This is a genomic window from Janthinobacterium sp. OK676, assembly GCF_900103595.1.
GTDB lineage: Bacteria > Pseudomonadota > Gammaproteobacteria > Burkholderiales > Burkholderiaceae_D > Janthinobacterium.
Map to the genome: position 1 here is coordinate 243919 of NZ_FNHA01000006.1, position 26691 is coordinate 270609.

Below are 26691 nucleotides of genomic sequence, written 5' to 3' on the forward strand. Positions count from 1 at the left end.
TTTCTTTATACTGTTTATTTATTGCAGTTCTATTTCTGGATAGCAACCAAAATCCACAATTCCCGTAGCCAGATCAGCAGCATTTGATTGCACCCGGAACATGGCAATATCAATCAAGCGATGCAAATAGGTATCGTCCCCACCCAGCTCTCCCGTGACACCGGCATTGAGGAAATAGACGCCAGGATTCAGGGAGCAAGTAAATCGGAATTCCACTTTATACACGGCGCCTGCTGCCACCTTCGCCAGCGCGCCATCGAAAGAGCGGGCGGATGCGGCACCACCGAGTTCGATCCCGTTCAAGGTTTTGATCAGCATGCCAAAACGCATGTTGCGAATCGCTTCCTCGACGCGGACAAAATAGACATAACGATATGTCCTGCCGCGGATCAGGTTATTCACCTGCTTGTCGCCAAGCGTCCTGATCTCCACCTTTTCGATATAAGCGCCGCGCGATTCATATTCGATAGTGCTGGTCGGCTTCAGTCCACTATCGAAGCTTTCCTGTTCTTCCACCTGCTGCTCCAGCGCCATGGCATGTTCGTTAGGCGCAGCATCCGTAGCCGAATTGGAACGGACTTCCTCGGCCCGCCGGATTTGTTCGCGGATGAGGTCTTGCTTGTCGGCCGGCGCATATAATAACTTCTGGTAACGCCCGACGATCTGCTTCGGTGCCCCCTCCAGTAATTTATCACCCGCATCCATCAGGATGGCGGTATCGCACAGGTCAACAATCGTGCTCCCCGAATGGGACACAAAGAGAATCGTCGCCCCCTTTGCGCGGATCGCTTCGATACGCGCAAAACATTTACGCTGAAACAGCTCGTCGCCAACGGACAGCGCTTCGTCGACGATCAGGATCTCAGGATCCACGTTGATGGCCACGGCAAAGGCCAGGCGCACCATCATGCCGCTGGAATAAGTCTTGACTGGCTGTGAAATGAAGTCGCCAATATCGGCAAACGCCACGATTTCATCAAATCTGGCATCAATCTCGGCCTCCGTCAATCCAAGCACGGTAGCGTTCAGGTAAACGTTTTCCTTACCGGTGAACTCGGGATTAAAACCGGATCCCAGTTCCAGCAATGCCGCGATGCGGCCTCGCGTGGTCACGCTGCCGCCCGTCGGATTGAGAGTACCGCATATGATCTGCAGCAAGGTCGACTTGCCACTGCCGTTGCGGCCCACAATACCCACGGTCTCGCCGCGCCGAATATCAAACGAGACGTCTTTCAAGGCCCAGAATTCGCGATAATACTTCTTGCGGCTGCGCATGAACATTTGCATCAGGCGGTCGCGCGGCTTGTCGTAAATCTGGAAACACTTGCTCAGATTCTTGACTGAAATTGCAATATCATCACAAGACATCGGCAAATCCTTTCCGTGTCTTTTGAAACCATGCAAAACCCAGCATGGCGATTATCGCGGAAGCGACCAGGTACATCATCAAGAATCCCATGTCCGGCAAACGCCCCCAGAACAGCACTTCGCGTACCTGCTCTATCACCGGTGTCATCGGATTCAGTTGCAACAAGGGACGGTATTGCTCGGGCAAGCTGCTGGTGCTGTAAAAGATAGGCGAAAGGAACATCAGCACGGTCGTGACAATGCCGATTACCTGAGAAACATCACGCAAATACACACCCAACGATGCAAGCGCCCAGCTCAACCCCAGCACAAACAAAATCAGCGGCAGTATCACCAACGGCAATAACAATACCGTGGCATACGGCATGCCGAAAAGGACCAGATAGGCCACCATCCATACTATCAGGCTGATAATGGTATGAAACAGTGCCGAGCCCAACGCGACTAAAGGCAGCACTTCCAAAGGAAACACCACCTTCTTGACATAGTTGACATTATTCAAAATCAAACCCGGGGCACGGTTGATGCATTCCGCGAAAAGATTAAAAACGATCAGTCCGGAAAAAAGCACTAGGGCAAATTCGGTTTTTGAATCGCTGCCCCCGGCCCAGCGCGACTTGAACACGACGCTGAAGACAAACGTATATACGGCCAGCATCAGAATCGGATTAAAGAAAGACCACAGGATGCCCATCATGGAACCACGGTAGCGTCCGACCACTTCTCTGCGCACCAGTGCCGAAATCAACGCACGGTTTTTCCATGCGCTTCCCACCAGATGGATGGGCGACGTCGAGAAATTCTGCATCAGGCAAAAACCTGCGCCTGGGCGAACAAGCTGCCTTGCGCATCCTTGGCAGACAGCGATGGCACGGCATCGCCGATTGTCCAGTCGATCTGCAGCGTCGGATCATTCCACGCGATACAACGCTCATGCGCGGGCGCCCAGTAATCGGTTGTCTTGTACAGAAATTCTGCCGTATCGCTCAACACTACAAAACCATGGCCGAAGCCTTCTGGCACCCACAACTGCCTTTTATTTTCGGCACTCAACACTTCCCCCACCCATTTACCAAAGGTAGGCGAGCTTTGACGCAGATCGACAGCGACGTCGAATACGGAGCCACTGACCACCCGTACCAGCTTGCCTTGCGGCTGCTGGATCTGGTAATGGAGGCCACGCAAGACATGCTTGACCGAACGGCTGTGGTTATCCTGCACAAACGTGACAGGACGCCCTACCGCAGCATCAAACTGGGCTTGATTGAAGCTTTCAAAAAAAAATCCCCTGTCGTCGCCAAAGACCTTGGGTTCGAACAGGACAACCTCGGGGATTGCTAAGTGCGTGGCGTTCATTAGTAAACCGTTTCTTTCAATATGCGCTGCAGGTACTTGCCATAATTATTTTTTGCCAGCGGCTGGGCCAATTTCTCCAACTGCTCACCATCAATCCATTGGCGCCGGAATGCAATTTCTTCCGGGCAGGCAACCTTCAGGCCCTGACGGTGCTCGATGGTTTGAATGAAGTTGCTCGCTTCGATCAGGCTCTCATGCGTGCCCGTGTCAAGCCAGGCATAGCCACGGCCCATGATCTCGACATCGAGTTCACCACGCTCCAGATAGATGCGATTGACGTCGGTAATTTCCAACTCGCCGCGCGGTGATGGCTTCAGGCTGGTGGCGATGTCAATGACTTGCGCATCATAGAAATACAGGCCCGTCACCGCATAATTGCTTTTTGGCACAAGCGGTTTTTCTTCCAGACTGGTTGCCCGCCCTGCAGCATCAAAATCAACGACGCCGTAGCGCTCGGGATCCTGGACATGGTAGGCAAACACCGTCGCGCCGGAAGTGCGCGCAGAAGCATGTTCGAGCTGGCCCTGCAAATCATGTCCATAAAAAATGTTATCACCCAAGACCAACGCGCTGGGCGATCCACCAAGGAACTCCTTGCCGATGATGAAAGCCTGTGCCAGGCCATCAGGGCTGGCCTGCACGGCATAACTGAGGTTGAGACCCCAGCTACTGCCATCACCCAGCAATTGCTGAAAACGCGGCGTATCCTGCGGCGTCGAGATGATCAGAATTTCCCTTATTCCGGCGAGCATCAAGGTGCTCAAGGGATAGTAAATCATCGGCTTGTCATAGATAGGCAGAAGTTGCTTTGAAACAACCTGCGTAACTGGATAAAGGCGGGTGCCTGATCCGCCTGCCAGAATAATACCCTTACGTTGACTCATGATTATTTCTCGAAAAGTTCAGTTAGCATACGAGTAACGCCATCTTCCCACTGCGGCATCGTCAAGCCAAATGCGGCTTGCAGCTTGTCTATCGCGAGGCGCGAATTCTTGGGGCGCGGCGCTGGCGTGGGAAATGCGTCGCTGGCGACAGCCGAGATGGCATCCTGTGCTACCTTGATGGCAACCCCGTTGCGCCGGGCGAACGAGATGACAAAATCGGCATAGCCGTGCCAGGAGGTGCTGCCGGATGCCACCAAGTGATACAAGCCACCCAGCGCGGGCTGCGTTTGCGCGGCACGAATCGCATGGCTGGTGACATCGGCAATCAAATCGGCGCCGGTCGGCGCACCAAGCTGATCGTTGACCACAGCCAGCGCATCGCGCTCGGCAGCGAGACGCAGCATGGTCTTGGCAAAATTGCCGCCGCGGGCAGCATACACCCAGCTGGTTCGAAAAATCAGGTGCCGGCAGCCGGACGCCTGAATCTCGCGCTCACCGGCCAGCTTCGTCTTGCCATAAACACTCAGTGGATGTACCGCATCCGACTCGCACCAGGGCTGGATACCACTGCCGTCAAAGACATAATCAGTAGAATAATGAACCAATAAGGCATTGGTACGTGCGGCTTCACGGGCCAGCACACCTGGCGCTGCCGCATTGATTGCATGACAAGCACCCTGATCGCTCTCGGCCTTGTCGACAGCCGTATACGCTGCGGCATTGACGATCACATCGGCTTGCACCGCGCGCACCGTGGCGGCAAGGCCCTCCAGATCCAGGAAGTTACCGCACATATTGGTACTTCCAGTGCCCAGAGCAACAACTTCACCGAGCGGTGCGAGACTGCGCTGCAACTCCCAACCTACCTGGCCGCCTTTGCCAAACAACAGAATTTTCATGCTTGACGCCCGGAGTAGTTCTTGTCGAGCCAATCGCGATAGTTTCCGGACTGCACGTTAGCAACCCATGCCTGATTTTCCAGATACCACTGGACAGTCTTGCGGATGCCCGTATCAAACGTCTCGGCCGGCTTCCAGTTCAATTCACGTTCGAGCTTGCCAGCATCGATGGCATAGCGGCGGTCGTGGCCCGGACGGTCCGTGACATAACTGATCTGTTCGCGATAGCTGCTGCCGTCGGCACGCGGACGCAACTCGTCGAGCAAAGCGCATACGGTGTGCACAATCTCCAGGTTCGGCTTTTCATTCCAGCCGCCGACGTTATAGACTTCGCCGCTCACGCCTGCCGCAAGTACGCGGCGAATGGCGCTGCAATGGTCCTTGACGTACAGCCAATCGCGTATCTGCTGGCCATCACCATAGATAGGCAACGGCTTTCCGGCCAGCGCATTGACGATCATTAACGGGATCAGTTTCTCGGGGAAGTGATACGGACCATAGTTATTCGAACAATTCGTCGTCAGGACCGGCAGGCCATACGTATGATGGTAGGCGCGCACCAAGTGATCACTGGCCGCCTTGCTGGCAGAGTATGGGCTGTTTGGTTCGTAACGATGCGTTTCCGTGAATGCTGGCGCGTCGTTGGACAAGGAACCGTAGACTTCATCGGTCGACACATGCAAGAAACGGAAAGCCGCCTGCAATTCGGCAGACAAACCTTTCCAATAGGAACGAGTTGCCTCAAGCAAATTAAATGTGCCGACAATATTGGTCTGTACAAATTCACCAGGACCAAGAATCGAACGATCCACATGGCTTTCCGCCGCAAAATTCAAGATCGCGCGGGGCTGGTGTTCGTTTAGCAAACGCGTCAGGAGTTCACCATCCGCAATATCACCTTGCACAAATACATGGTTTTTGTTATCTAGCACAGAGGCAAGATTCTCCATGTTACCGGCATAACTCAGTTTATCAAGATTAATAACCATCTCATCGGATTGAGCCAGCCAATCCAATACAAAGTTACTACCAATAAAACCTGCTCCGCCTGTTACGAGTATGCTCATTTTTAAATCTTTTTAAATAGTGCCGCAACGATTAAACCCATATTGCCCAGCATAGTTTGACGATAAATACCTGCACGCTTGAGTCCAATCAGGCGCGGCAAAAACCATCGATCACGTGATTGAGCCAAACGGTCCAAAATAATACGATTCTCGGGAGTCAACATATGGCGCATTTTTTGCAATGCTTCGATATGCTGATCATTCCATTCACGAAAGTTCCCCTGGAGCAGCATTCTTATCCGTGAAAAACGAGCCAGCCAGTTCGAATTCATGCCGACGATATTGCCTTCGTGCTGGCGATAGCGCAACGACGGGTACGCATCATAAAATACGCGCCCCCCACATCCGCTGATCACCATATAGATCCACCAGTCATGCGTCAGCACGGACACCTCACTACAAGCCTGACGCAATAAAGTGCGCGCTGCGGAGTTGAATACCATGGTATTTCCCCCGCCGATATTCTGCATCAGCGCATTCGAAAATCCTGGTTTTTTTTGAAACAGCGGCGACAGACCAATATCTTGGTTCTCGGAATTAACCAGCCGAGTACGGCTACAATATAAAGCCGGTATGTCCGCTGGCACGGAATTCAACCAGTCCACAGCCCGCTGAAGTTTATCCTCTTCCCAAATATCGTCCTGATCAGAATAGGAAAAATAATCGGCCTCGATATCAGCTTTACAAGTCAAGGACAAAAAGTTGGCAGAAAAACCCTCTGCCGGCCCGAAATGCACCGACAGACGCTCTTCACCCCACTTCTGTTGATAACTGGCGAGAATATCGTGGGTGGCATCGCGCGAGCCGTCGTCAGATGCCCATACTTCCCAGTTGGAATGACTCTGCGCCTCGAACGAATCGAGCTGCTCCGCGAGAAAATTCTGCCCATGATAAGTACACAGCAAAATAGCAATTTTTGGCGCAGCGCTCACCGTTATAGGCGCACCCTTGAACACGTCGCTCTTCACTACCATATTCGGTGCGGTCACGCCGTGCTGCTCATGATGGTCAACGATGTAATGCCTGTCGTTTGAGATCATTCTATTGACTTGATTCACTTACCGCCTCCACCAGTGACCTTCCAGATATCCTATGCGGGCCACGCTTGGCGCACCCGTCCAACGGAAGTATCGCAGATGTCGGAATTTTTTTAAAAGGCTGTAACATCATGTAACAATGCAAACACCTTCAGAATTCTAACAGCATCAATAAATAGTGGCAAATTAATTTGCTATAATTGCAACAAAATTGAAATGGAGAACAAACAAATTTATTAAATACAACACAAGTTGCCAGCCAATACATATGGAAGGCATGGGTATAAATTAATAAAAATTTCGAATGGGGAATTCCCATTAGAAAAATGGCAAATGGCTTTTAAATAATACACGAGTGCGCAGGCGAGTGGCGCAGGGGAGAAAAGCATGCGCGCCGTCACGGCGCGCATGAATTTTTTATTACTTCGTCAAGCCTCCGAGCAGAGCAGCAAGCTTCTGCTTCGCTTTTGGCGCAGGATGGTTGTCACTCACCGCCTGCGCAAGCGCTTTGGTAGGTTCATACGGTTTGAGGAACCACGGATCGACCTTATCGCGCCGCGCACCGGGACCAAACGAAGGACGGCTGGCGCGGTCGCCCGGACGGCTCACCGAACGCGTGTCGGCATCACCCGCGTAGCGACTCTCAGGTGAACGTGCAGGACGCGCATCGCCACCTTCGCTGCGGCGCGGTGGACGGCGCTCGCTGTCGCTGCTGCGGGACGGAGCAGGATTGAAGCCCGCCAATTCGCCGCGCTTGATGCTTTGCTTGATGAGTTTTTCGATATCGGCCAGCAAGCGCTCGTCTTTATCGGAATAGATCGAAATGGCGTCGCCCGAGGCGCCGGCGCGTCCAGTGCGGCCGATTCGGTGCACATAGTCTTCCGCGTTGTACGGCAAGTCGAAGTTGATGACGCAAGGCAGGTCGGAAATATCCAGGCCGCGCGCCGCCACGTCGGTGGCCACCAGCACGTCGATCTCGCCCTTCTTGAACGCTTCCAGCGCCGCCATGCGTTCCTGCTGGCTCTTGTCGCCATGAATCGCCGTGGCGCTCATGCCCTCCTGTTCCAGCACGCGGGCCAGGCGCGAGGCGCCGATCTTGGTGTTCGAGAAGACGATGACCTGCTTCAGGTCGCGCTGGCGCAACAAATGGGCTACCAGGGCATGCTTCTGGTCTTCCGTGACCTTGTAGACCACTTGCGTGACCTTGTCGGCCGTCTGGTTGCTGCGCGCCACTTCGATCGTCAGCGGATCGTTGAGGAAGGTGGCGGCCAGCTTCTTGATTTCTGGCGAGAAGGTAGCCGAGAACATCAGATTCTGGCGCTGCTTCGGCAGCAAGTTGATGATGCGTTGCAAGTCCGGCAGGAAGCCCATGTCCAGCATGCGGTCCGCTTCATCCATGACCAGCATCTGCACCTGGCTCAGGCTGATGTTCTTTTGCTCGATATGGTCGAGCAAGCGGCCAGGCGTGGCGATGACGATTTCCACGCCGCCGCGCAGGATGACGGTTTGCGGCTTCATGTCCATGCCGCCGAAGACGACGGTCGAGCGCAGCGGCGTGTGCTTGGCATAAGCCTTGACGTTTTCGGCCACCTGCACCGCCAGTTCACGCGTCGGCGTGAGGATCAGCGCGCGCACCGGGTGGCGTGCCGGCGACATGCTGCTGCTGGCATGTGCCATCAGCAACTGGATGATCGGCAAGGAAAAACCAGCCGTCTTGCCGGTGCCCGTTTGCGCGGCACCCATCACATCGCGGCCTTGCAGCACGACGGGGATCGCTTGTTCCTGGATCGGTGTCGGATGGGTGTAGCCTTGGTCGGTCAGTGCGCGCTGGATTTCAGGCGCGAGGCCGAAGTCGGCAAAAGTCAGACTGGGAGCAGCGGATGCGGCAGGTGCTGGTACAGGCGCAGCGGCGGCGGGCGCCGCTTCAGGGGCAATCGCCGGGCTGGGCGTAGGAGTCGATTCGGTTTCAGACATAAATTTTCTGGTGTGCCTCCGCACTGCGGAAGCCATGCTTTCTCAATAAACAACATTTCGGGGCACAGGCAGCTCCGTCTTGCAAGCCATGGATCATTGTTCTTGCGGCACCTCCGTGCTCCGGGACATGCTGGAAGGCGTATGCGGGAGCGTCGAAGAGATGTGCGGCGATGGCGGCGGAGATCGCGCCGGCGGAACATCGCGCGCAGAAGATACAATATCAGTGCTGTAAACGATACCCTAATTCACCGCAACTGTACACGGAAACCGTGATTTTTGAGCAAAAAGCGTTCCAGCAATGGCACGCCAGGATGCCGTATGATGCCTGATTCTATTCCTGCTCCGATGCCTGCTGCTCCACTCCCTGCCCTCACCATGCCCACCCCGCCCTTAGCCCACGATCCGCAACCGCAACCACCCAGCAAACCGGGCAATGACGAGTGCTGCCACAGCGGTTGCACCTTTTGCGTGCTGGAAATGTACCAGGAAGACCTGGCCGCCTACGAAGAGGCCCTGAAGGCATGGCAGCAGCGCCAGCAAGCCGCTGCCGCGCCCGCCACCCGGGGCGTCAGAAAACCGCGCAAGCGCGCCTGACTTCATTACATCAAAAGCTTTCCCACTCATCCACTGGCGCCGCGCGACGCGCCGTGCTGGCCAATTGACGCGGCGCCGCTGCCGGCGTCACGGCTGCCGACGCCTTGACGGTGACGGGTGCGCGCGGCCGGCTCGCGGCGGCGCTGGCCACGTCGAGCTTGAAGACGCTGACCACGGCGCTCAGGCTGGCGGCTTGTTCCTGCATCGATTCGGCCGCTGCGGCCGCCTCCTCCACCAGGGCCGCATTTTGCTGCGTCACCTGGTCCATCTGGGCGATGGCCTGGTTGACTTGCTCGATACCGGCGCTCTGCTCGCTGCTGGCGGCCGTGATCTCGCTCATGATGTCCGTCACGCGGGTGATGCTGGCAACGATGTCATCCATCGTGCGGCCCGCCTGGTCCACCAGTTTCGATCCCGCCTCGACTTTCTCGACCGAATCGCCGATCAGGACCTTGATATCCTTGGCCGCCGCGGCCGAGCGTTGCGCCAGGTTGCGCACTTCCGTGGCCACGACGGCAAAGCCGCGACCCTGTTCGCCCGCACGCGCGGCCTCGACGGCGGCATTCAGGGCCAGGATATTGGTCTGGAAAGCGATGCCATCGATGACGGCGATGATGTCGACGATCTTGCGTGACGATTCATTGATCGACGCCATCGTGCCCACCACTTCGCTGACGACCTTGCCGCCTTCGATGGCGATGCTCGACGACGTCTGCGCCATGGTATTGGCCTGGCGCGCATTGTCCGCATTCTGTTTCACGGTCGACGTCAGCTCTTCCATCGACGAGGCCGTTTCTTCCAGCGAACTGGCCTGCTCTTCCGTGCGTGACGACAAATCCTGGTTGCCGGCGGCAATCTGGCTCGACGCCGTGGCGATGGTATCGGTGCCGCTGCGCACCTGACCCACCAGATTCTGCAGACTGGCGTTCATGTCTTTCAGGGCCTGCATCAATTGCCCCGTTTCGTCTTGCGATTGCACAACGATATGCGCAGTCAGATCGCCGGCCGCCACCTGGCGCGCCACACCGACGGCCTCGGTCAGCGGACGCGCCACGCTGCGCGCCACCCACAATGCCAGCAGCATGCCGATGACGACAATGCCCACCAGCAAGCCGATCAGGCTGGCGCGCGTGGCCGCATAGGTTGCATCGGCGCTGGCGCTCGAGCGCACGCCGCCATCCGTATTAATCGACACCAGTTTATCCAGGGCCGCCATCATGTCCGTCATGACCTTGGCGGACGGTCCCACGGCCAGCGCGCGCGCCTCTTCCTTTTTCATGTCGCGCGACAGGCTCAACATGCTTGCATGCAGGCGCATGAATTCATCGTTGAGCGCCAGGAAGCGTTCGAACACTTCCTTCTCGCCTGCTGAGGAAATCAAGCCGCGGTATTTATCGCTATCGGCCTTCAGCTTGGCCTGCGTTTCCGTCATGCGCGTTTCGTTCTGCGCCATGTCGGCATCCTGCGCGGCCAGCATGTGCGCCAGTTCCCAACGGCGGAAATCGCTGACATCGCTGCGCATATTCATGGCCGTCAGCACGCTGGGCATCCAGTTGTCGGACAGGTCGGTCGACGCCTCATTAATACGCGCCATGGAAAAGATCGCCGACACGCCCAAGGCCGCCGTCAACAGCAGCACGGCGCCAAACGACAAGATCAGCTTGGTGGCAATTTTCAAATCAAAAAACCATTTCATGCGTTGCTTTCCTCATTAAACAAACGGGACAAAAGTGAGCAGTGATGGAGAGCAAGCTCATCCCGACAAACACGTTAAATTTCCGAAATGCAACATTTTATCACCGTCGTACTACAACGCAGAGTAGTTTGACTGCTGCAGACGGCCAAAGTTCGCGCGTCGCGCGCAAGGTGGCATTTTTCAAAATACCGTTATTTCCGCAGGGAAAATACAGCAACAGGCGTAGGAGTCGGATGACAAGAGGCAATGTTCCTAGCCTACATAAGCACGTCGGCTCATCCGATGCCCACCGGCGCCCCCTAGTTCTATAGTGGATACAAGATTCAGCACAACGCTAGCAAGCCAGAAAAGCAGCGCCATCCAACAAAATCAGAAGACGAGGCCCTAACATGTACAAAGCTTATAGCAACCTGACCCCAGCAACGAATAGCCACGCAGTCGCCCAGCACAACTGGCAAGCCGCTCCCGCCACACCGATGATCAGCATCACGGGCGCCCAACAGAACGAATTGCTGCGCGCCTTGTCGCGCACCGATCTGGAGCGTTTGTTTTGCCAGTTGGAACTGGTCGCTCTGCCTGCCGGCAAGCACCTGTTCGATTGCGGCGGCAAGATTGAATACACGTACTTCCCCACCAACGCCATCGTTTCCCTGCTGTACGTGATGGAAGACGGCGCCACCACCGAGATCGCCGTCGTCGGCCGCGAAGGCGTCGCCGGCGTGGTGCTGTACGAAGCCGAACGCGCCACCTGCACGGCCATCGTGCAAACGGCCGGCTACGGCTACCGCCTGAAAACGGCCTTCCTGCGCGAAGTGTTCAACGAAGGCGGCGCGCTGGCACAATTGCTGATGCGCTACACCAGCGCCATGTTTGCGCAAATGGCACAGAACGTGGTGGGCGGCCGCCATTGCAGCATCGAACAGAAACTGTGCCGCTGGCTGCTGGACCGCCTCGACCGTTCGCTGTCGAACGAGCTGAAGGTCACGCAAGACACCATGGCCAACATGCTGGGCGTGCGCCGCGAAAGCATCACCGTGACGGCCCGCAAGTTGCAGGATGAAGGCTTGATCCAGTACCGCCGCGGCACCGTCGAAGTGCTGGACCGCGAAGGCCTGGAAGCGGCCGCCGGCAATTGCTACAAGGCCGCCCGCGCCGGTTTCGAACAATTCCGCAGCGGCATCAGCGCACACAATTAAGCCACATCGCAAGGTGGTGCGACAGGAAAGCAACACCTTGCACCACCATTCGCCACTTCATCTTGCCTTGTAAGAATCCAGCCTCTATTATTCTTGCTGAAATTACCCAATGGAAACTTTAGTTTCCATTGGGTATATTTATCGCGTGATTAGACCAACAACTGGAGTCAACAAGCATGAAACAGCATCACCTGATCGCCGCCCTGCTGACAGGCATGTTCTGCGCAAGCCAAGCCCAGGCAGAAATGGCGATCGCCGCCGACCTGGGCACGACCGGCATCGGCGCGCACCTGAGCGTGCCGCTGCAATCGAATCTGAATGCCCGTTTTGGCGTCGGCTTCCTGAATTACTCCTACGACTCCAGCACCGACGATGTGGACTACAAGCTGAAACTCAAACTGCGCACCTTCGACGCTCTGCTCGACTACTTCCCCATGGATGGCGCCTTCCGCGTGAGCGCCGGCGTCGTGTACAACGGCAATAAAATCGATGCCAAAGGCAAGCCGAACAAAAGCGGAAGCTACACGCTGAACGGCCACACCTATACGGCAGCCAGCGCTGGCCAGCTGGACGGCACCATCGATTTCCGCAAGGTCGCCCCCTACATCGGCATCGGCTGGGGCAACTCGGTGAAAGAAGCCGGCTGGGGTATTTCCAGCGACATCGGCGTATTGCTCCAAGGTTCGCCTAAAACCTCGCTGCGCAATACCGGCTGCGACCCGCTGGTGTGCGCCGCCCTGAAAACGGACGTTGCCGCTGAAAACGACAAATTGGCCGACAAGGTCAAGGATTTCAAGGCGTATCCGGTGCTGCGCATCAGCGCCAGCTACCGCTTCTAAGCTGGCGCCAACCCCGCCTGGCACGATATCGAGGCACGCTACAGCGTGCCTTTTGCATCTCCCGGGCTCCTGAAACGCCGCAGGCCTGGCATTGCGGCGGGGCGCCTGGTCCGCGCCTGGAACCACACAGCACCACATAACCAGCCACCAGCCGGCATCAACTGTTCATTGCGTCTCCCCGTCCGCACTGTTGAATACCCTGCCAGCAGACGCCTTGCCGGTACAATATTGCCATCCCCAACCTGGCGCGACCCGCAGCACATCACATGGCGCCGGCACCATGAAAGAATCAATGGAAGACATCAATTGCGAAGGCTTGCCACACATCCGCGTACTGGCGGGCGAAAACTCCAGCGGTCCCGTGTATGAAACCCTGCCCGCGCGCCAGATCGACGAGCACGTCTACGAACTGCTGGCCTCGCCCGGCCTGACCCTGAACCTGGCACGCGGCGACATCATCAGCATCGCCGACCCGCTCGCTCCCGCCGAAGTGCTTAAGCGCGGCGGTAACTTCTGCATCCAGATCTATGCCGACGACGTGTCGCAAGAGGCAGTGGACCAGCTCGAACGCGATGTGCAAGAGCAGCTGGGCGGCACCATGGACGGCCAGTACAAGGGCAACCTCACCTTCAGCGTGCCGGGGCACCACGGCATCTACAGCGTCAACGGTCCCTTCGACGCCTTCCGCGAAGCGACAGGCGTGGAGTGGTACTTCGCCAACATCTACGTCAACCTCGATGACGACGATGATGAAACCTTGCTCAACTGGTGGGTGGATATGTAAGGTTGCCCGTGCGCCAGGCAGGGCCATGACACGCGTCAATGCTCCGTATTGCCCTGGCGCACATCAAGGTGCCTGTCCGCATCTTGCGTACGCTCTCTCTACCTTTAGCCACAGAGAGAAACGCCATGCCCTACATTGCGCGTGCCGACTATGCAAAGCAAAAAGAAATCGTGGGAAATGGCGAGTGCGTCACCTTGGTCAGAAACCTCACAGGCGCCCGTGCCTCATCGCTTTGGCGTGAAGGCGACAAAGTGACTGATCTGCTGGAAAAAGGTAGCATCGCAAAAGGGACGCTGATTGCCACCTTCGTCAATGGTCGCTATCAGAATCTGCGGCATGGCAACCATGCGGCGCTCTTCATTCGCCAGGTGCCTGGCGGTATTGAAATTTTCGACCAGTGGCGCAACCACAAACCCAGCGCCCGCGTGATCCACTTTGGCCGTTCTGCTGCGGGAGCATCGAATCGCCCCGAGCGCTATTCGGTGGTCGAATGAAACCGCTCGCACTGCTGGCATTTTCCATCGCGGGCATGGCGATGCAGTACGCTGCCGCAGCCCCCGTTGTCTCCGTTTCTTGCCCGCAAGCGGCGCCCTCTACCTGGAACCGGCCCACCGCCAGGCTCGACAGCGTGCGCGTGCTGTCCTATCCGGCGAATCAGCCGCCGGTGGACGGCGGAGCCTTGCCCATCCTGGCCCCGATCAGGGAGTGGACAAGTGCTGGCACCTTATATCAACGCTGGGATATCAATTTCGATGCCCCACGCTATCTGTTTCAAGTGGACTGCCTGTATGCCGGTACCGAACGGTACCTGCGCTTGGATTTGCCCGGAATCAAACAGTGCATTGCAGCCATTCAACAGCGAACGAAAATGGTCAGATTTCAGTGTAAATAGTGCGCTGGACCGAATTTCTCATGCATGCTCATGGGAAAAACGGAGTGCGTGTGACAAGTCTGGCAGCGGTTGCAGCGGATCGCCCGCACAGGGCACGGCCAACCGAACTCATCGCTACGTGCTACGATGCAAGACAAGTTCCTTTCAATGACACGCCATGAAATACAAGCTATTCCTGTTCGACCTCGACGATACCCTGCTCGACTTCCGGGCGTCCGAAAAACGTTCATTCCTGCACACCATGCACGAACTGGGCTTGCGCGATGGCATCGACGCGCTGTTTTCCCAGTACCAGGCGATCAACGTCGACCTGTGGAGACGTTTCGAAACGGGTGACGTGACCAAGGATTTCCTGAAAGTGGAACGCTTCCGCAAGACGTTTGCGCTGAACGGCATCGCCATCGATCCGGAACTGGCCAGCCGTCTGTATCTGGACTCCCTGCCGGACACGGTCGTGCTCATCGATGGCGCCAAGGAAGTGTGCGAGACGCTGTCGCGTATCGGCGAAGTGGGCATCATCACCAACGGCGTCGAGTCTATCCAGAACCGCCGCATCGCCGCATCCGGCCTGAGCGACTTCATCTCCTTTGTCGCGACCTCGGAAGCGTGCGGCCACGCCAAGCCGGACGTGCGCTTCTTCGAATACGCCGCCAACATGGCGCGCGCATTCAGCAAGGATACGACCATCATCGTCGGCGACCGCCTGGACGCCGACATCCTCGGCGCCAACCGCTACGGCATAGCCAGTTGCTGGTTCAACCCGGACAGCATGGCCAATACCTCGGCCGCCATCCCCACCTATGAAGTGGCCAGCCTGCACGACATCGTGCCGGCGCTGGACGCGCTAACGGTCAACTTGAAACAGGCTTGATATCAACAAGCGCACCACCTGAAATACGCAGGGAGAATACGGAAACGATTAAACTGATGCCGCTGTCTGGCATCAATCGCGCGTCAGCACTTCCAGCAATTCAATCTCGAAGATCAAATTGGAATGCGGCGGAATCAACCCCACCTGCCGCTCGCCATACGCCAGCGCCGCCGGCACCCACAGCTTGCGCTTGCCGCCCACCTGCATGCCGTGCAAACCCAAAATCCAGCCCTGAATGACCTTGTTATTGCTCAACACAGTGCGGAAAGGCTCACCCCGCTTGTGCGACGAGTCAAACTCCGTCCCATCTTCCAGCCAGCCCCGGTAGTGGGCCGTGATCAGCGCGCCACGCACCGCCGTCTTGCCATCACCCACCACGATATCTTCAATCTTCACTTCAGCCGTCATCTCGTTTCATCCTTCATCAATCGCTATGCCGCGATTGTACGACAGCACGAAAAAAGCCCCGGCAGTCACCTGTCGGGGCTCGTTCTATTCTTGCTAAATTCTGGTGGGCCTCCCGTGAGTCGAACACGGCACCAACGGATTATGAGTCGCTAACACAGACCTGCTATAGATACGCATTGTCCGTACAATCAATGACTTACCGAATCACCCTCCTGCTTTGGCTCTGCATAACACCACTATGCCGTTGACACTTTGTTGACGACATTCTTACGGACTGCCTGACGCCCTAGAGGGGCGTCATGAGGCATCAAGTGATCCCCTGAACGGGGATCAGGCCGCTAAAGCGAAAGACCGGCCCGCTACCGCGCTTTCTTCGTATAAGCAACTTTTCACTGCGGTCTTGCAACATTAAACCCTAGAATGTAGATTTGCAGCGAAATCCGACCCACTTTGCCGCATAATTTGCAAACGAATCTGACCCACGTTTAAGACACAATCCTGCTCATGACAATGAGTGGGGAATTGGAGTGATCGACGTGGCATTACTAGGCATTATTCGACGCTGGCACATTCGCGAGCAGATCCCATTGAGAGAGATAGCCAGACGTTTGGGCATCTCCAGAAACACCGTCCGACGCTACCTGCGCTCGGAAACCATCGAGCCAGCCTACGCTGAGCGGCGCTCCACCCGCGCCATCGACAAATACGCGTTCCAACTTTCGGCGCTCCTCAAGTCCGAGGCAGCCAAGTCACGTAAGCAGCGGCGCACGCTGAAACAGATCCACGAGGACTTGAAGGAATTGGGGTTCGAGGGGTCTTACGACAGAGTCGCGGCGTTCGCGAGGGTATGGAGGGCGGGTCAATCTGACCGGGTCAATCCTGCCAGCAAACGAACACCTTCAAAGCTTCCTGACGGATGAAGCCCAAAATATGTACGCATAAACACTCAGAAGTCGAGTGCGCGTCGTGATTGAGCCGAGTTGCCATCCTCAATTAGTTGAGCCTTTACCCCGTCCAACCATCCAATGATAATCCCTGAATCGCAACAACATACGGCGATGAAACGTTCGCTCATCAGTCTGGTCGCAGCTGTTGCAAATAGCAATACAATTTACCCTAGTCCTCTAGTACCTTTGCAGATACCACGAGCACTAGATCGGTCTGAGGACACGCAAGTCTTACAATGACAATGCGCTATGCGCACCTGGCCCCAGAGCATTTGCAAGAGGCAAAACACCTCAACCCATTGGCCAGCCTTAAAGCAGCTTGAGTCTCAACCTGACCTCCCAAGAGCACCGAAATGAAGTCCAAATATGGCATTGCTACACCATTAGGCACAAGGGCAAAAATTACACCTAAACTAATGGACTTGAAGAGTCCTGATGGACAACAGAAATTTCGTCAAGCATTGGAAAGGGTACTTCGAATTCATGAGGACGTGCTCAAAGCTCTAGCTAAACGATAAAACTCGGTTGACACTTTGTTGACAGTAGAAATGCAAAAGGACTTAGGTTTTCACCTAAGTCCTTGATTTAATTGGTGGGCCTCCCGTGAGTCGAACACGGCACCAACGGATTATGAGACACATGCTCTACGTTGCTCACTCAACAACAAAACGACACTCCGTAGAAATTTACAAACTTCATTGATACTCAACCAAACTTGCGCTACCTTGCCCCATACCAAATGAACCAAACTTTCCTAAATACTCATCGCTATCTAGCTTTCTAAGAGCCTCGTGTATCGTCTCCAGAAACCCACCAACCTCTAGCTGTACTTGCCCAATGTAGGCAGCATTGCAGTACTGGTGCGTATTCGGACGGAGCCTATCTGATAGGTAATCGGTCATTTCAGCCCTGAGAGGCACCAACTCCTGCTTGACTACCTTTTCTTGCTTTCCATGTGCCATGGTATTTCGAAACTGCACAAGCTCCTCAAGAAGTTTCCAAGAAGTACTACTCTCAATAATCAGAATTCCCAAATTATCACAGATAAGACGATATTTTCGAAGAATCGAGTATCCTTCATACGGTTTTTTTTCCCTCAACCATTCGACAGGAAACAAGCGCGGTCCGACAAAATTTGTGTATGCCTCAGCTGCAAATGCAAACATACACAACGATGCCATAAATACAAAAGTTGAACCCTCTTTATTCCGAGCCGCTTTTCCCTTCAAAATTTTTGCACCATGCCACAGGTCGGCATAAGTATTCACCACTAGTTCTTGACGAACATCTACCATTTTTATCTTCTCGTCGGCCATTGTTGCCTCCTATTTTTCGTCAAGTGAATGTCGGCAACCTATCGGCATAAGCCGCTAGATGAGATGCTGAAAAGTGTGCATACCTACGTACCATTTGTGCGCTCTCCCAACCACCAAGCTCCTGCAATACATTCAATGGTGTTCCGCTCTGGACATGCCAACTTGCCCAGGTGTGACGCAAGTCGTGCCACCGGAAATCCTCGATGCCACATCGCTTTAAAGCCTTATACCATGCAGCGGTTGTAACTTGAGAAACAGGCTCCCCGTTATAGCTAAACACTCGAAGAGGATGTCTACCTCGTTGGAGAACAATAATTCGCACCGCATCGGTGTTCAACGGAACAGCAATAGCTTTCCGCGTCTTGGACTGATCGGGGTGTATCCATGCGAGACGTCGGGACAGATCAACCTGCGTCCAACAAAGTCCTGTCACATTGCTCTTGCGGAGACCTGTTGCAAGAGAAAAAGCGGTCATTTCCGCTAAGTGTGAAGGTAGCTGCACCAACAACGATTCAGCTTGAGCCTTTGTAAGATAACGAACACGGCGGACGGGCTCCCGCAGTAATCGCACTTTCGGTACAACTGGCAACCACTCCCAGTCCACAGATGCACGAATCAAGATTGAACGCAGCAAGGCGAGCATCCTATTAACTGTCCCGTTTGCAACCCCACTAGCAATTTTTTTGTGTGCCAATGAGTCAACTACAGGACGCGTAATATCGGAAATAGCTAGGCCACTCAAGTAGCGATCTAGCCACCGAATAATGCACTGATCAGATTTCAAGGAAGCCTTGTCAGCCTTCTCGATCAACCACCTAGCTACGGCATCATCCCAAGTTTTTTGCATGACACCATCCACCGGAAACACCAGCTGCGACGACTCCGAAAATCCCATATACAGATAACCCAAAATGTTGCAGTAAATAAACTATACAACACTCAAAACGGACATTCATGCACGATATCGGGTAGACCCGGTGCAGTCGCAAGATAGACAACTCCCAATCCGTTGTTACACCACGTCTGCAACCCATCCATACTATGCCCTTCAATCGCACGGAAAGCAGCTTGTACGGCGCCGAGCATGGACGTGCAGCCCAATAGGCGCCAAGAGTGGACTTCGGGCACCACGATGCCCTTGGACCGGAAATAACGCTTTTGATCAAGCGCCCTGCATTGCATTTCCTTGCCACAGTATTTGGCAATGTAGCTGGCGATCTTGTGCGCGCCAGTGACGCCAAAACCGAAGCGATGCGGATCGCGAACGTTGACTTGCCCCATTTGCTCACCGTTCGGCCCACGACCCAGGACGCTTTGCCAGATCGAGCGCAAGAGCGCGTACATTTGCCGACCGGCCACCGCCACATGAAAGTGCAGCGCGCCGCGCTCCTGTTCCTCGATAACGGCGACATAGTGAAATTGCTTGTGCTTGCCGAGCTTGCGGCAAAATGCTTTCCAGTGCTTGAGTGCTGTCTCACGATCCACCATATTTTCTCGATACGTCAGCGTGACCATGCGATCAGCGCCGATCTGTTTGCAGCAGTGTTTGACGTTCTTTTTCGCACGGCGACCAGCATCATCATCGTTTGCTTCGCGGTTCTCGGACTCGCCGCGCTTGGCCTTCGTTTTGAGCAGCCTAGCCGGACCTACAAAGTGCCGTTCCTTGGTTACTGTCACTTCGCACTGCCCATCCGGAAAAACGCGCTTACGGGCCGTATAGTTGTCGTTCCATGTGTTCTTGATGCCTTCATCGTCCCACCACTCCGGGCGATGTTGCGCAGATGGTTCTGCGGGCGAGAAATCAATTGACGCTAAAGCGTTTTCATAATCTAATTCGGTCATTCGGTAGTCCTGTAACGGCAGGTTTATCGAAGGCCCCGGGCATTTAGTAGATGCCTGGGGCTTTTTTTTGTCCATCAAAAAACTGGTTTGAAATCCTGTACTGCACGTGCCCGTAACTGCGATTTCTACTGCTGTGTTCTTAAGTGTCCCTAATACAAGTTTAGCGGCGCTTCGCGCCGCCACCCGCGCTGCGCGCAGATAGCGGCACCAAGCTTTCCGCTACCGTTTGCGCAGCAATTGCTGACGCAATAATTTCTCTATCACCTGATCCGGCGTAATGTCCTTGAAGCGGATGTACGCTTTCAATCCTTCCAGCACTGTGGCATCTACATGCACGGTTAAAAAAGCCTTGCCGTCATCACGCAAGCGCCCTCTACGCTCTTTCTGACGTTGCGCACTGGACTTAGCAGCACCGGTGGCAGGACGCCCCCTACCTCGTCTAATCGGACCAAACAGGTCATGCTCTTGCTTAAGCTTTGGATGCTTCATATGAATTCAACTCTGCGATAGTTCTATTTATTTCCACCAGCTGTAGCGCCTGCTGCACACGTTTCTCTAACCACGGCGAGAGCTTTTCATCACCACTAGGAATGCGCTCCAGCATTTCATCGGCAACATGCATGGCGTCGAACAGGCTTTTGCGCTGATACTCCAACGCAAACTTACATACTGCGATGCAATGAAATGAAAGTTCTGGCATTTGAGCCTCCGAAAAATTCTAAGTTTCCCCAGGATGCAACCGGCAACATCAAAACAAGCGAACTCTAGTATTGAGCAACATCAAAGAAAATTCAAAAACAGTCTTTTCAGGTGGGCGGCAACAGCCAACGTGTGACGGTAAGGTACTAAACGAGACAGCGGACTGCCCGCTAAAACTTTGAAAACGTGTCGCTCCTCGCTCCGATGCGCACGGGCCGTCTGATACCGTCACTTCAAAATCCACCGCCGACTTCGATATGCCCTCAAAGATTTTGCCCTCCGGGCCGCTTGTGCCGTCACCCCGGAATTAACGTGACAAGTCACCGTTTTTCTGAGGTATGCGGAACTTGCGCGCTCAAGATCAGCACCAGATCGGTATGCAGCTTCGTCCCCGATCGAGCAGCCCACGATGACGGCAGAAACGAGAAGCCAGAGGAGCTATCGACGGTTTGTGCATCGTTCAGACCGCCAATCAACAGCACCTCACCATCGTTGACCGTCACCGCCGTTTTCACCTGGCGCTTAATCAGCGTGGGCGAACCCGTCACGCCACTAGCAGTCGGTTTGAAACTGGATATCTGCCCATCGATGGCCAGATTGATTTTGCCGTTACCGAGCACCTTCGGCAGTACGTCGACAATGACGCCGGAAGGCCGATAGACGATGTTTTGAACACTGTTGCCGGAATTGTCTTTGCCTGTGCTGGCAATCGTCGGCGTTTCATCGCCCACAGTCAGCACCATTTTTTGATAGTCGTCGCCCACAATGCGGCTGTTCGATACTTGCTTGAAACGTCCGTCGGTATTGAGCGCATCAATCACCAACTGGAAATTAGTGTTGCGCAAGCTGATCGCAGAAGCCGAATTGACACTGCCAAGCGAGGCGCCAAACTTCGCGCCCAATACATTGGCCATGATGGAAATGCCGCGGCCCGTGCTGGCGTTATCCGTGACCTCGACCCAGGACGCAGACACATCGACCATGCGCGGCAACTGATCGAGCGCACCGAGCAAGATACGCATCTTGTTTAACTCCGATGGGCTACCGGTCAACACAATTTGATTGCCAGCCGCAACCGCACTACGTGGACCAAACGCAGCCGCCACGACCTGCACCAAGAAATCAGCCGAACGGCCAGCCGGCGCATATACCTCAGACTCATGGTCACGGCGCCGGCCAGCAACAACCGCACCTGGATCGAAAGCCCCATCCTCGATATCCGCACGCATAGGACGCGGAGCCGACTTATCAAAAACCGGCAAAGCGGAACCGCTCCCCGGCACGTCAACAGCCGCTGGACGGATAGCTGATGGAGCAGCAGCCGAAGACTGTGCAGCACGCAGATAGTAGACGCCATCACGCAATTCTGAAGCTATCCCCTGATCGCGCAAAATGCCCTCGACAAACGTCGGCAACCGATCAGCATCGAGGGAACTCACCGACACTGTGAGCTTGCGATCCAACGCCAGCGCGTCAGGCGCGATTACAAAATCACGTGCAAGCATGTTCTTGAAAGTGGCCTGCGCGAAAGCGACAAGCGACACGGAAGAAAGCTGTATCGAAACTGGCTGGACTGCGCCAAACGCAACACACGGCAACCAGATAAACAGTATAAATAGTTTTCTCATGACACACCCTTAACCCAGGTATCAGCATCGACCAGCGCAAGCCAGCCGCCATCAATGAAACGAAAGCGCAACGCCGTAACACTGCGGCCATCCGACAAAGTGACAACGTACACACTCCCCCGCGCGATATAACCAATGCCAGTAAGATTTTTTGATGGAACTATTTCAGGCTGTTTTTGAACAATTGCAGGCGCGAGAACTGGCCTGCCAAAGTGATAGCCGAACACGCCCAGGGCGCCGCCAAGGCACAGCGCAGCAAAGAGAAATTTAGTCATATGTTTGTGAGGTGGCTTAGGAGGAAGAGCGCGATAGCTCAACATCGACAGAGCGGCAGGCGTCGCCTGCAATGGCCCGATGAAATCGGGAGGAACACCAGCAACGGCGGACAAGTGCCAAGACGAAAGCAGCGAGTGAGTACCATGCGGATAGGTATCCGAAAAAACTTGCGTCGTGTTGTATGCCTTGTTCAGATCATCGCCACGGAAATACCAACGGTCCGCCACCAACGCATCAGGGGACGCCCCCAATCGCACCACACCGATATGCAAGCGCGGCATACTACCATTAGAGGCCCCGGCAGTCATCAACGCAATGGCGGGGCTCAAAACAGGCACACGCATACGGTCCAAACGGTTCAGCCTGACCACATATTCAAGCAGGGAATCACGCAACTGTTTATCAACCTGGCTGATGTTTTGCATGATGAAAAAAACGTCCCAGCCATACTTGCGCGCATGGATAGCCCATTCCAGCATTTCAGCACGGCCCTTATCTTGAAAATTGCGAGTATTCAACCAAGAACCGCACTCATCGAGCAGAAGCGCACCATTGTGCGATTCATCAAACCCCGGCAACAACTTAGGCGATGGCGCAGACGCCGTGATACCCGAACGCCCATGTTGCAAAATCGGCTCAAAATCGATAAAACGATTGCCACTACCAATCATGTACAAATCGACAGCAGATGGCTTATCAGGAACCCGTATGACGACACTGCGATCCCGAGCTGGCATCAAGTGTTCTAAGAACACATCGCAATTAGTAGCGACGCGCTTGCCATCGCGCAGATAACGCCTAATTTGATCAATAGCAGCCTTACCCTTGCCACTACCCAATTTACCTGTAATTGCATAAACAGCCATATCACCCGCCTATTTCACAACAAGATTGATGCCTTTTTTCTGAAAAACGTACAACTGGCAACCAAGCCAAACGGTGACGTAACAGGTAGCAGCGGAAAGAGTGGTGGAATTAAATACAATTCCAAGCCCAACAGCAAAATTAGGATGCGACGAGGACATACCCGCGATACCCTGGGCACAAACACCTTTAGCGCACGAAGACATAAGGGCAATCATGGTTACAGTGAGCGACAAAAGCAGAGTCAAAGCAGCAAGACGGAATGCTTTCTCCAATACCATATATTTAGCAAATATATTAATCAGAAAAGCCAACATATTGACTAGTAAAGTACCAAGTAAAGGCATGATTATGCTTTCATTGCAGATTGAACCTGTTGGACCGCACCAATAAGCGCGAAAAAGCAAATCACGCCACTTATAAACCTTGCAAAGACATTTACGTAATAACAAATGTCCACTTGAACGCTAGCACCTGTAACAGGATTATTCACAGATGGATTAGTACAAGCAGCAGTAGGAACGGACGGGAACCAATCACCCAATCCAAGCCGTTCTTTTGTCAAATCCTCAATAGCACCCATGTTGTCTTTATTAGCCGCTTTTATAGCATCCTCACCTACGCGCCCAATATCCTCATCAATCTGCGGCATACCTTTTTCATCAATCCGGCAAGCAGGCTGACCGGGCGCACCGCATCGATTACCGTCATCCTTACCACCAGGATCACCACCAGGGGTCCCACCAGGGGTGCCGCCAGGGGTGCCGCCAGGAGTACCACCAGGGGTTCCGCCAGGGGTTCCGCCAGGAGTGCCACCAGGGGTGCCACCAGGAGTACCGCCAGGAGTACCGCCAGGGGTTCCGCCAGGGGTTCCGCCAGGGGTTCCGCCAGGAGTGCCACCAGGAGTGCCGGGATCAGTAGGATTTGTTGGATCAGTAGGATTTGTTGGATCAGTGGGATTAGTTGGATCAGTTGGATCAGTTGGAAGATTTGTATCACTTCCGTTATATGGAGGAATATCAGAATCCGGAGATTTAGGTACGCTACAAGTTTGAGCGCTTTCAGTTAACTTTACGTCCCAAACATAAAGGAAAATCCCTGGCTTTGGCGAAGACTTTTGATATAGCTTCCCCACATCAGACTCCCTAGCAACTACAGCCTTGCAGGAACTAATACAAAATATCTGCTGAAACTGACTACCATCAGCGGCAATTTTTTGAACATAATCGATACTGGTTCCAGACTTACTAGGGCGACCATAGCCACTTGCATATTCAAATTGGCCGAGACTATCACCTAGATTACATTTCCCTCTTTTCTCGACCTGAACTGTACCCTTACCACCATTCCACGCCGTATACTTACAATACCAAATATCAGGGACAGTTGGATGAGCCTCACAAGTACCATCTTTATTTGGCAATTGCTCAGAGGTAGCGAATAAGCGCCATGCATCAGTTAAACTATCTCTTGGCGTTGATCCATTCGGCACATACTTAATAGCAGCGACGGAACTATTAGCAACGAAAAACAGCAACAACAAAATAACGTTTCTCATATTTACACCCGAAAAAAAAGGCGACCGGAGCCGCCCTGGTGATGCTGAAGAACTTTAGCCAGCCTTCGAGAAAGCTTTTTTCATCATCTTGATACCCCAGAAGCCACCGGCTACCAGGACGGCGACAGCGAAGGCCGCAGTGATGTAGGTAGTGGCCTGACCGGACAACGCCGTGATCGCGGCAACACCCGGATCGTCAGCCGCCGCAGCAACGCCCGAAACAGCAACCGCGCCCACCAGAGCCAAACCACGCATGATATTTTTGTTCATTTGCACATCCTTAAAAAATGACGGTCTACATACGATTGACGACGACCCTGCGCCAAAAGACTACTAATCCAGAATTTCAATCGAACGCCGGATAACTCGCTGTATCGCACCAGCGGCATACCCAATGCCAAACGCACTCAAGGCGTAACCGACAGCGGCCGCAATAGTCATTATTTGTGCTCCAGAAACCGGGAAATAATGTACTTCGCCAGATGCACAGCACAGAAGAACAGGCCAGCTAAAAACAAGATGGGCCAAAGACTTTTTAGCAAACTCATCGTTGCGCCCCTGCGATCCAGCCCAACGCGAACAGCACCACCACCGCCGCCACAAAAAAAATATCAACAGCCTTCTCCTGCGCCACCACAGCAGCCACGTACTCAGGGCCTGACTCAACCACATAGGCACATGCAGCCAACTCAGTAGGAGCACTAGACACCGTGTACAGCACGGCACCGGACGGAGCATCCGGCCCGGTCATTCGTGTGGAATCGACGCAGGAAGGCATGGGAAATTACGACGCGGTTTGTTGACCTGGGTTCACCTTGACGGCAGGAGCCGCTGCAGTGGGTTTTGCTTGAGAAGCAGCGGAAATTGGAGTGATAGAAAAGACCTGTGCGCCGACACGCTTGTCTTGCGAGATCGATACTTCGAATTCAACCTCATACATGCCCGGTTGAGTGTCTTTGAAGCGCTCCGGCAACACCAGTTCACCGATTAACGGCTCGATGACGCCGGTATCGCGGTTTGGCTTGTGGACGATGCATTGCGCCATGCGCATATCGTAGTCATTGCCGGTTTTTTTCGAACGGCCAGCCACTTGGGTGACGTGCAGAATTTGAATGGTATTTTTCATGATCTTTTCCTTAAAGTGAGTCGCCCGCTAGAGCGATTAAGTACGACTGTGATATGTTTATTGCCATCTAGAACTAATGGCAATTTTATGAACACATTTATGTTGTTACTTTCAGTGGCAATTACTGCACTAATATTTTCGAAGCTTTTTAATCCGGGGATGTTTAGGCTTGTTTCAGCCAAATCACCGGAGTCACTACAGATAAAACGGAGACCAATACTTACAAACCGTGAGCAACAAATGTTCGCGCTCCTAACAACTGCATTGCCTGAATGCATCGTGCTGACACAAGTAGCGTTTTCCGCACTCATCACCGCAGATGGCTGGCAGTCCCGAAATCGATTCAATCGCAAGGTGATCGACTTCGTTTTATGCAGCAACCACATGAACGTCATCGCAGTGATCGAGCTAGACGACCGCAGCCACATAGGCCGCGAACAGAACGACCATGAGCGTGACGCCATGCTCAAACAAGCCGGATACCACACGATTCGTTACCCGAGCATTCCAACAGCAGAAAAAGTAAGAACCGATATCGAATCCCTACTAATGAACATGCACACTTTTTGA

The 26691-nt window shown here is 54.2% G+C and carries 30 protein-coding genes and 1 pseudogene; 9 read left to right on the forward strand and 22 right to left on the reverse strand.

The window, feature by feature from the left end; genetic code table 11:
- Nucleotides 1-18 precede the first annotated feature (18 nt).
- The 8 genes from BLU39_RS14305 to BLU39_RS14340 all read right to left on the reverse strand — a co-directional run bounded on the left by BLU39_RS14305 (nucleotide 19) and on the right by BLU39_RS14340 (nucleotide 8585).
- Entirely contained in the window at nucleotides 19-1368 is a 1350-nt protein-coding gene (locus BLU39_RS14305; RefSeq protein WP_175539304.1) for an ABC transporter ATP-binding protein, read from the reverse strand.
- Entirely contained in the window at nucleotides 1358-2176 is an 819-nt protein-coding gene (locus tag BLU39_RS14310; protein WP_092714008.1) for an ABC transporter permease, read from the reverse strand. The genes BLU39_RS14305 and BLU39_RS14310 overlap by 11 nt, the downstream gene beginning before the upstream one ends.
- Nucleotides 2176-2724 (reverse strand): dTDP-4-dehydrorhamnose 3,5-epimerase, encoded by a 549-nt coding sequence (gene rfbC / locus BLU39_RS14315; protein ID WP_092714010.1) that lies wholly within the window; start codon nucleotides 2722-2724, stop codon nucleotides 2176-2178. Before rfbC ends, BLU39_RS14310 begins: the two co-directional genes overlap by 1 nt.
- Entirely contained in the window at nucleotides 2724-3608 is an 885-nt protein-coding gene (rfbA, locus tag BLU39_RS14320) for a glucose-1-phosphate thymidylyltransferase RfbA (protein WP_092714012.1), read from the reverse strand. The genes rfbC and rfbA overlap by 1 nt, the downstream gene beginning before the upstream one ends.
- Nucleotides 3609-3610: 2 nt before the next feature.
- Nucleotides 3611-4507, reverse strand: coding sequence for a dTDP-4-dehydrorhamnose reductase (gene rfbD, locus BLU39_RS14325; RefSeq protein ID WP_092714014.1), 897 nt, complete (start codon nucleotides 4505-4507; stop codon nucleotides 3611-3613).
- A complete protein-coding gene (rfbB, locus tag BLU39_RS14330) occupies nucleotides 4504-5574 on the reverse strand; it encodes a dTDP-glucose 4,6-dehydratase (RefSeq protein WP_092714016.1) in 1071 nt (356 codons plus the stop codon). Before rfbB ends, rfbD begins: the two co-directional genes overlap by 4 nt.
- Nucleotides 5575-5576: 2 nt before the next feature.
- A complete protein-coding gene (locus BLU39_RS14335; protein WP_254788970.1) occupies nucleotides 5577-6632 on the reverse strand; it encodes a glycosyltransferase family 2 protein in 1056 nt (351 codons plus the stop codon).
- A gap of 399 nt (nucleotides 6633-7031) precedes the next feature.
- A complete protein-coding gene (locus BLU39_RS14340) occupies nucleotides 7032-8585 on the reverse strand; it encodes a DEAD/DEAH box helicase (protein WP_092714019.1) in 1554 nt (517 codons plus the stop codon).
- Between the two features lie 375 nt (nucleotides 8586-8960).
- Between BLU39_RS14340 and BLU39_RS14345 the strand changes: the two genes are divergently transcribed.
- Entirely contained in the window at nucleotides 8961-9179 is a 219-nt protein-coding gene (locus tag BLU39_RS14345) for an oxidoreductase-like domain-containing protein (RefSeq protein ID WP_092714021.1), read from the forward strand.
- Between the two features lie 10 nt (nucleotides 9180-9189).
- Here the strand turns inward: BLU39_RS14345 and BLU39_RS14350 are convergent, their stop codons facing one another.
- Entirely contained in the window at nucleotides 9190-10875 is a 1686-nt protein-coding gene (locus BLU39_RS14350) for a methyl-accepting chemotaxis protein (RefSeq protein ID WP_092714023.1), read from the reverse strand.
- A gap of 476 nt (nucleotides 10876-11351) precedes the next feature.
- On the opposite strand from BLU39_RS14350, the gene BLU39_RS14355 reads away from it, so the two are divergent.
- From BLU39_RS14355 to BLU39_RS14380, 6 genes are all read left to right on the forward strand, one after another.
- Entirely contained in the window at nucleotides 11352-12071 is a 720-nt protein-coding gene (locus tag BLU39_RS14355) for a Crp/Fnr family transcriptional regulator (RefSeq protein ID WP_092714025.1), read from the forward strand.
- Between the two features lie 176 nt (nucleotides 12072-12247).
- The gene (locus BLU39_RS14360; protein WP_175539305.1) at nucleotides 12248-12910 is read left to right on the forward strand and encodes a hypothetical protein; all 663 of its coding nucleotides are present in this window, start codon (nucleotides 12248-12250) and stop codon (nucleotides 12908-12910) included.
- 280 nt (nucleotides 12911-13190) lie between these two features.
- Nucleotides 13191-13694: a DUF4265 domain-containing protein gene (locus BLU39_RS14365; RefSeq protein ID WP_254788971.1), complete on the forward strand. Its 504-nt coding sequence runs from the start codon at nucleotides 13191-13193 to the stop codon at nucleotides 13692-13694.
- 38 nt (nucleotides 13695-13732) lie between these two features.
- Entirely contained in the window at nucleotides 13733-14188 is a 456-nt protein-coding gene (locus BLU39_RS14370) for a BPSL0067 family protein (protein ID WP_254788972.1), read from the forward strand.
- Complete coding sequence (locus BLU39_RS14375) at nucleotides 14185-14586, forward strand: hypothetical protein (RefSeq protein WP_139178285.1); 402 nt, start codon at nucleotides 14185-14187, stop codon at nucleotides 14584-14586. The genes BLU39_RS14370 and BLU39_RS14375 overlap by 4 nt, the downstream gene beginning before the upstream one ends.
- A 157-nt stretch (nucleotides 14587-14743) precedes the next feature.
- A complete protein-coding gene (locus tag BLU39_RS14380; protein ID WP_092714033.1) occupies nucleotides 14744-15457 on the forward strand; it encodes a YjjG family noncanonical pyrimidine nucleotidase in 714 nt (237 codons plus the stop codon).
- A gap of 72 nt (nucleotides 15458-15529) precedes the next feature.
- Here BLU39_RS14380 and BLU39_RS14385 read toward each other — a convergent pair whose 3' ends face one another.
- Nucleotides 15530-15865, reverse strand: a complete 336-nt coding sequence (locus BLU39_RS14385; RefSeq protein WP_092714035.1) for an FKBP-type peptidyl-prolyl cis-trans isomerase — start codon at nucleotides 15863-15865, stop codon at nucleotides 15530-15532.
- 527 nt (nucleotides 15866-16392) lie between these two features.
- On the opposite strand from BLU39_RS14385, the pseudogene BLU39_RS14390 reads away from it, so the two are divergent.
- A pseudogene (locus BLU39_RS14390) lies at nucleotides 16393-16719 on the forward strand (helix-turn-helix domain-containing protein); the annotation flags it as partial.
- Between the two features lie 788 nt (nucleotides 16720-17507).
- Here BLU39_RS14390 and BLU39_RS28205 read toward each other — a convergent pair.
- From BLU39_RS28205 to BLU39_RS14440, 12 genes are all read right to left on the reverse strand, one after another.
- Complete coding sequence (locus BLU39_RS28205) at nucleotides 17508-18128, reverse strand: hypothetical protein (RefSeq protein ID WP_139178287.1); 621 nt, start codon at nucleotides 18126-18128, stop codon at nucleotides 17508-17510.
- Between the two features lie 19 nt (nucleotides 18129-18147).
- Nucleotides 18148-18975 carry a tyrosine-type recombinase/integrase gene (locus BLU39_RS14400; RefSeq protein WP_092714219.1) on the reverse strand — a complete coding sequence of 276 codons (828 nt, stop codon included), beginning with the start codon at nucleotides 18973-18975 and terminating at the stop codon, nucleotides 18148-18150.
- Between the two features lie 92 nt (nucleotides 18976-19067).
- The gene (locus BLU39_RS14405) at nucleotides 19068-19970 is read right to left on the reverse strand and encodes a rolling circle replication-associated protein (RefSeq protein ID WP_092714039.1); all 903 of its coding nucleotides are present in this window, start codon (nucleotides 19968-19970) and stop codon (nucleotides 19068-19070) included.
- Nucleotides 19971-20189: 219 nt separating this feature from the next.
- Nucleotides 20190-20459 carry a hypothetical protein gene (locus tag BLU39_RS14410; RefSeq protein WP_092714041.1) on the reverse strand — a complete coding sequence of 90 codons (270 nt, stop codon included), beginning with the start codon at nucleotides 20457-20459 and terminating at the stop codon, nucleotides 20190-20192.
- Nucleotides 20440-20670 carry a hypothetical protein gene (locus BLU39_RS28210; protein WP_139178289.1) on the reverse strand — a complete coding sequence of 77 codons (231 nt, stop codon included), beginning with the start codon at nucleotides 20668-20670 and terminating at the stop codon, nucleotides 20440-20442. The genes BLU39_RS14410 and BLU39_RS28210 overlap by 20 nt, the downstream gene beginning before the upstream one ends.
- Before the next feature lie 319 nt (nucleotides 20671-20989).
- Nucleotides 20990-22297, reverse strand: coding sequence for a type II secretion system protein GspD (locus BLU39_RS14415; RefSeq protein WP_092714043.1), 1308 nt, complete (start codon nucleotides 22295-22297; stop codon nucleotides 20990-20992).
- Nucleotides 22294-23439: a zonular occludens toxin domain-containing protein gene (locus BLU39_RS14420; protein WP_092714045.1), complete on the reverse strand. Its 1146-nt coding sequence runs from the start codon at nucleotides 23437-23439 to the stop codon at nucleotides 22294-22296. The genes BLU39_RS14415 and BLU39_RS14420 overlap by 4 nt, the downstream gene beginning before the upstream one ends.
- Nucleotides 23440-23448: 9 nt before the next feature.
- On the reverse strand, nucleotides 23449-23784 hold the full coding sequence (locus BLU39_RS28215) for a DUF5455 family protein (protein WP_139178291.1): 336 nt from the start codon (nucleotides 23782-23784) through the stop codon (nucleotides 23449-23451).
- A 2-nt stretch (nucleotides 23785-23786) separates the two neighbouring features.
- Nucleotides 23787-24995 (reverse strand): hypothetical protein, encoded by a 1209-nt coding sequence (locus BLU39_RS28625; protein WP_175539306.1) that lies wholly within the window; start codon nucleotides 24993-24995, stop codon nucleotides 23787-23789.
- 54 nt (nucleotides 24996-25049) lie between these two features.
- Nucleotides 25050-25265 (reverse strand): major coat protein, encoded by a 216-nt coding sequence (locus tag BLU39_RS14430; protein WP_092714047.1) that lies wholly within the window; start codon nucleotides 25263-25265, stop codon nucleotides 25050-25052.
- A gap of 274 nt (nucleotides 25266-25539) precedes the next feature.
- Nucleotides 25540-25773 (reverse strand): hypothetical protein, encoded by a 234-nt coding sequence (locus BLU39_RS14435; protein WP_139178293.1) that lies wholly within the window; start codon nucleotides 25771-25773, stop codon nucleotides 25540-25542.
- Between the two features lie 6 nt (nucleotides 25774-25779).
- The gene (locus BLU39_RS14440) at nucleotides 25780-26121 is read right to left on the reverse strand and encodes a hypothetical protein (RefSeq protein WP_254788973.1); all 342 of its coding nucleotides are present in this window, start codon (nucleotides 26119-26121) and stop codon (nucleotides 25780-25782) included.
- 87 nt (nucleotides 26122-26208) lie between these two features.
- Here BLU39_RS14440 and BLU39_RS14445 point away from each other — a divergent pair, with 87 nt between their 5' ends.
- A complete protein-coding gene (locus tag BLU39_RS14445; protein WP_092714052.1) occupies nucleotides 26209-26691 on the forward strand; it encodes a DUF2726 domain-containing protein in 483 nt (160 codons plus the stop codon).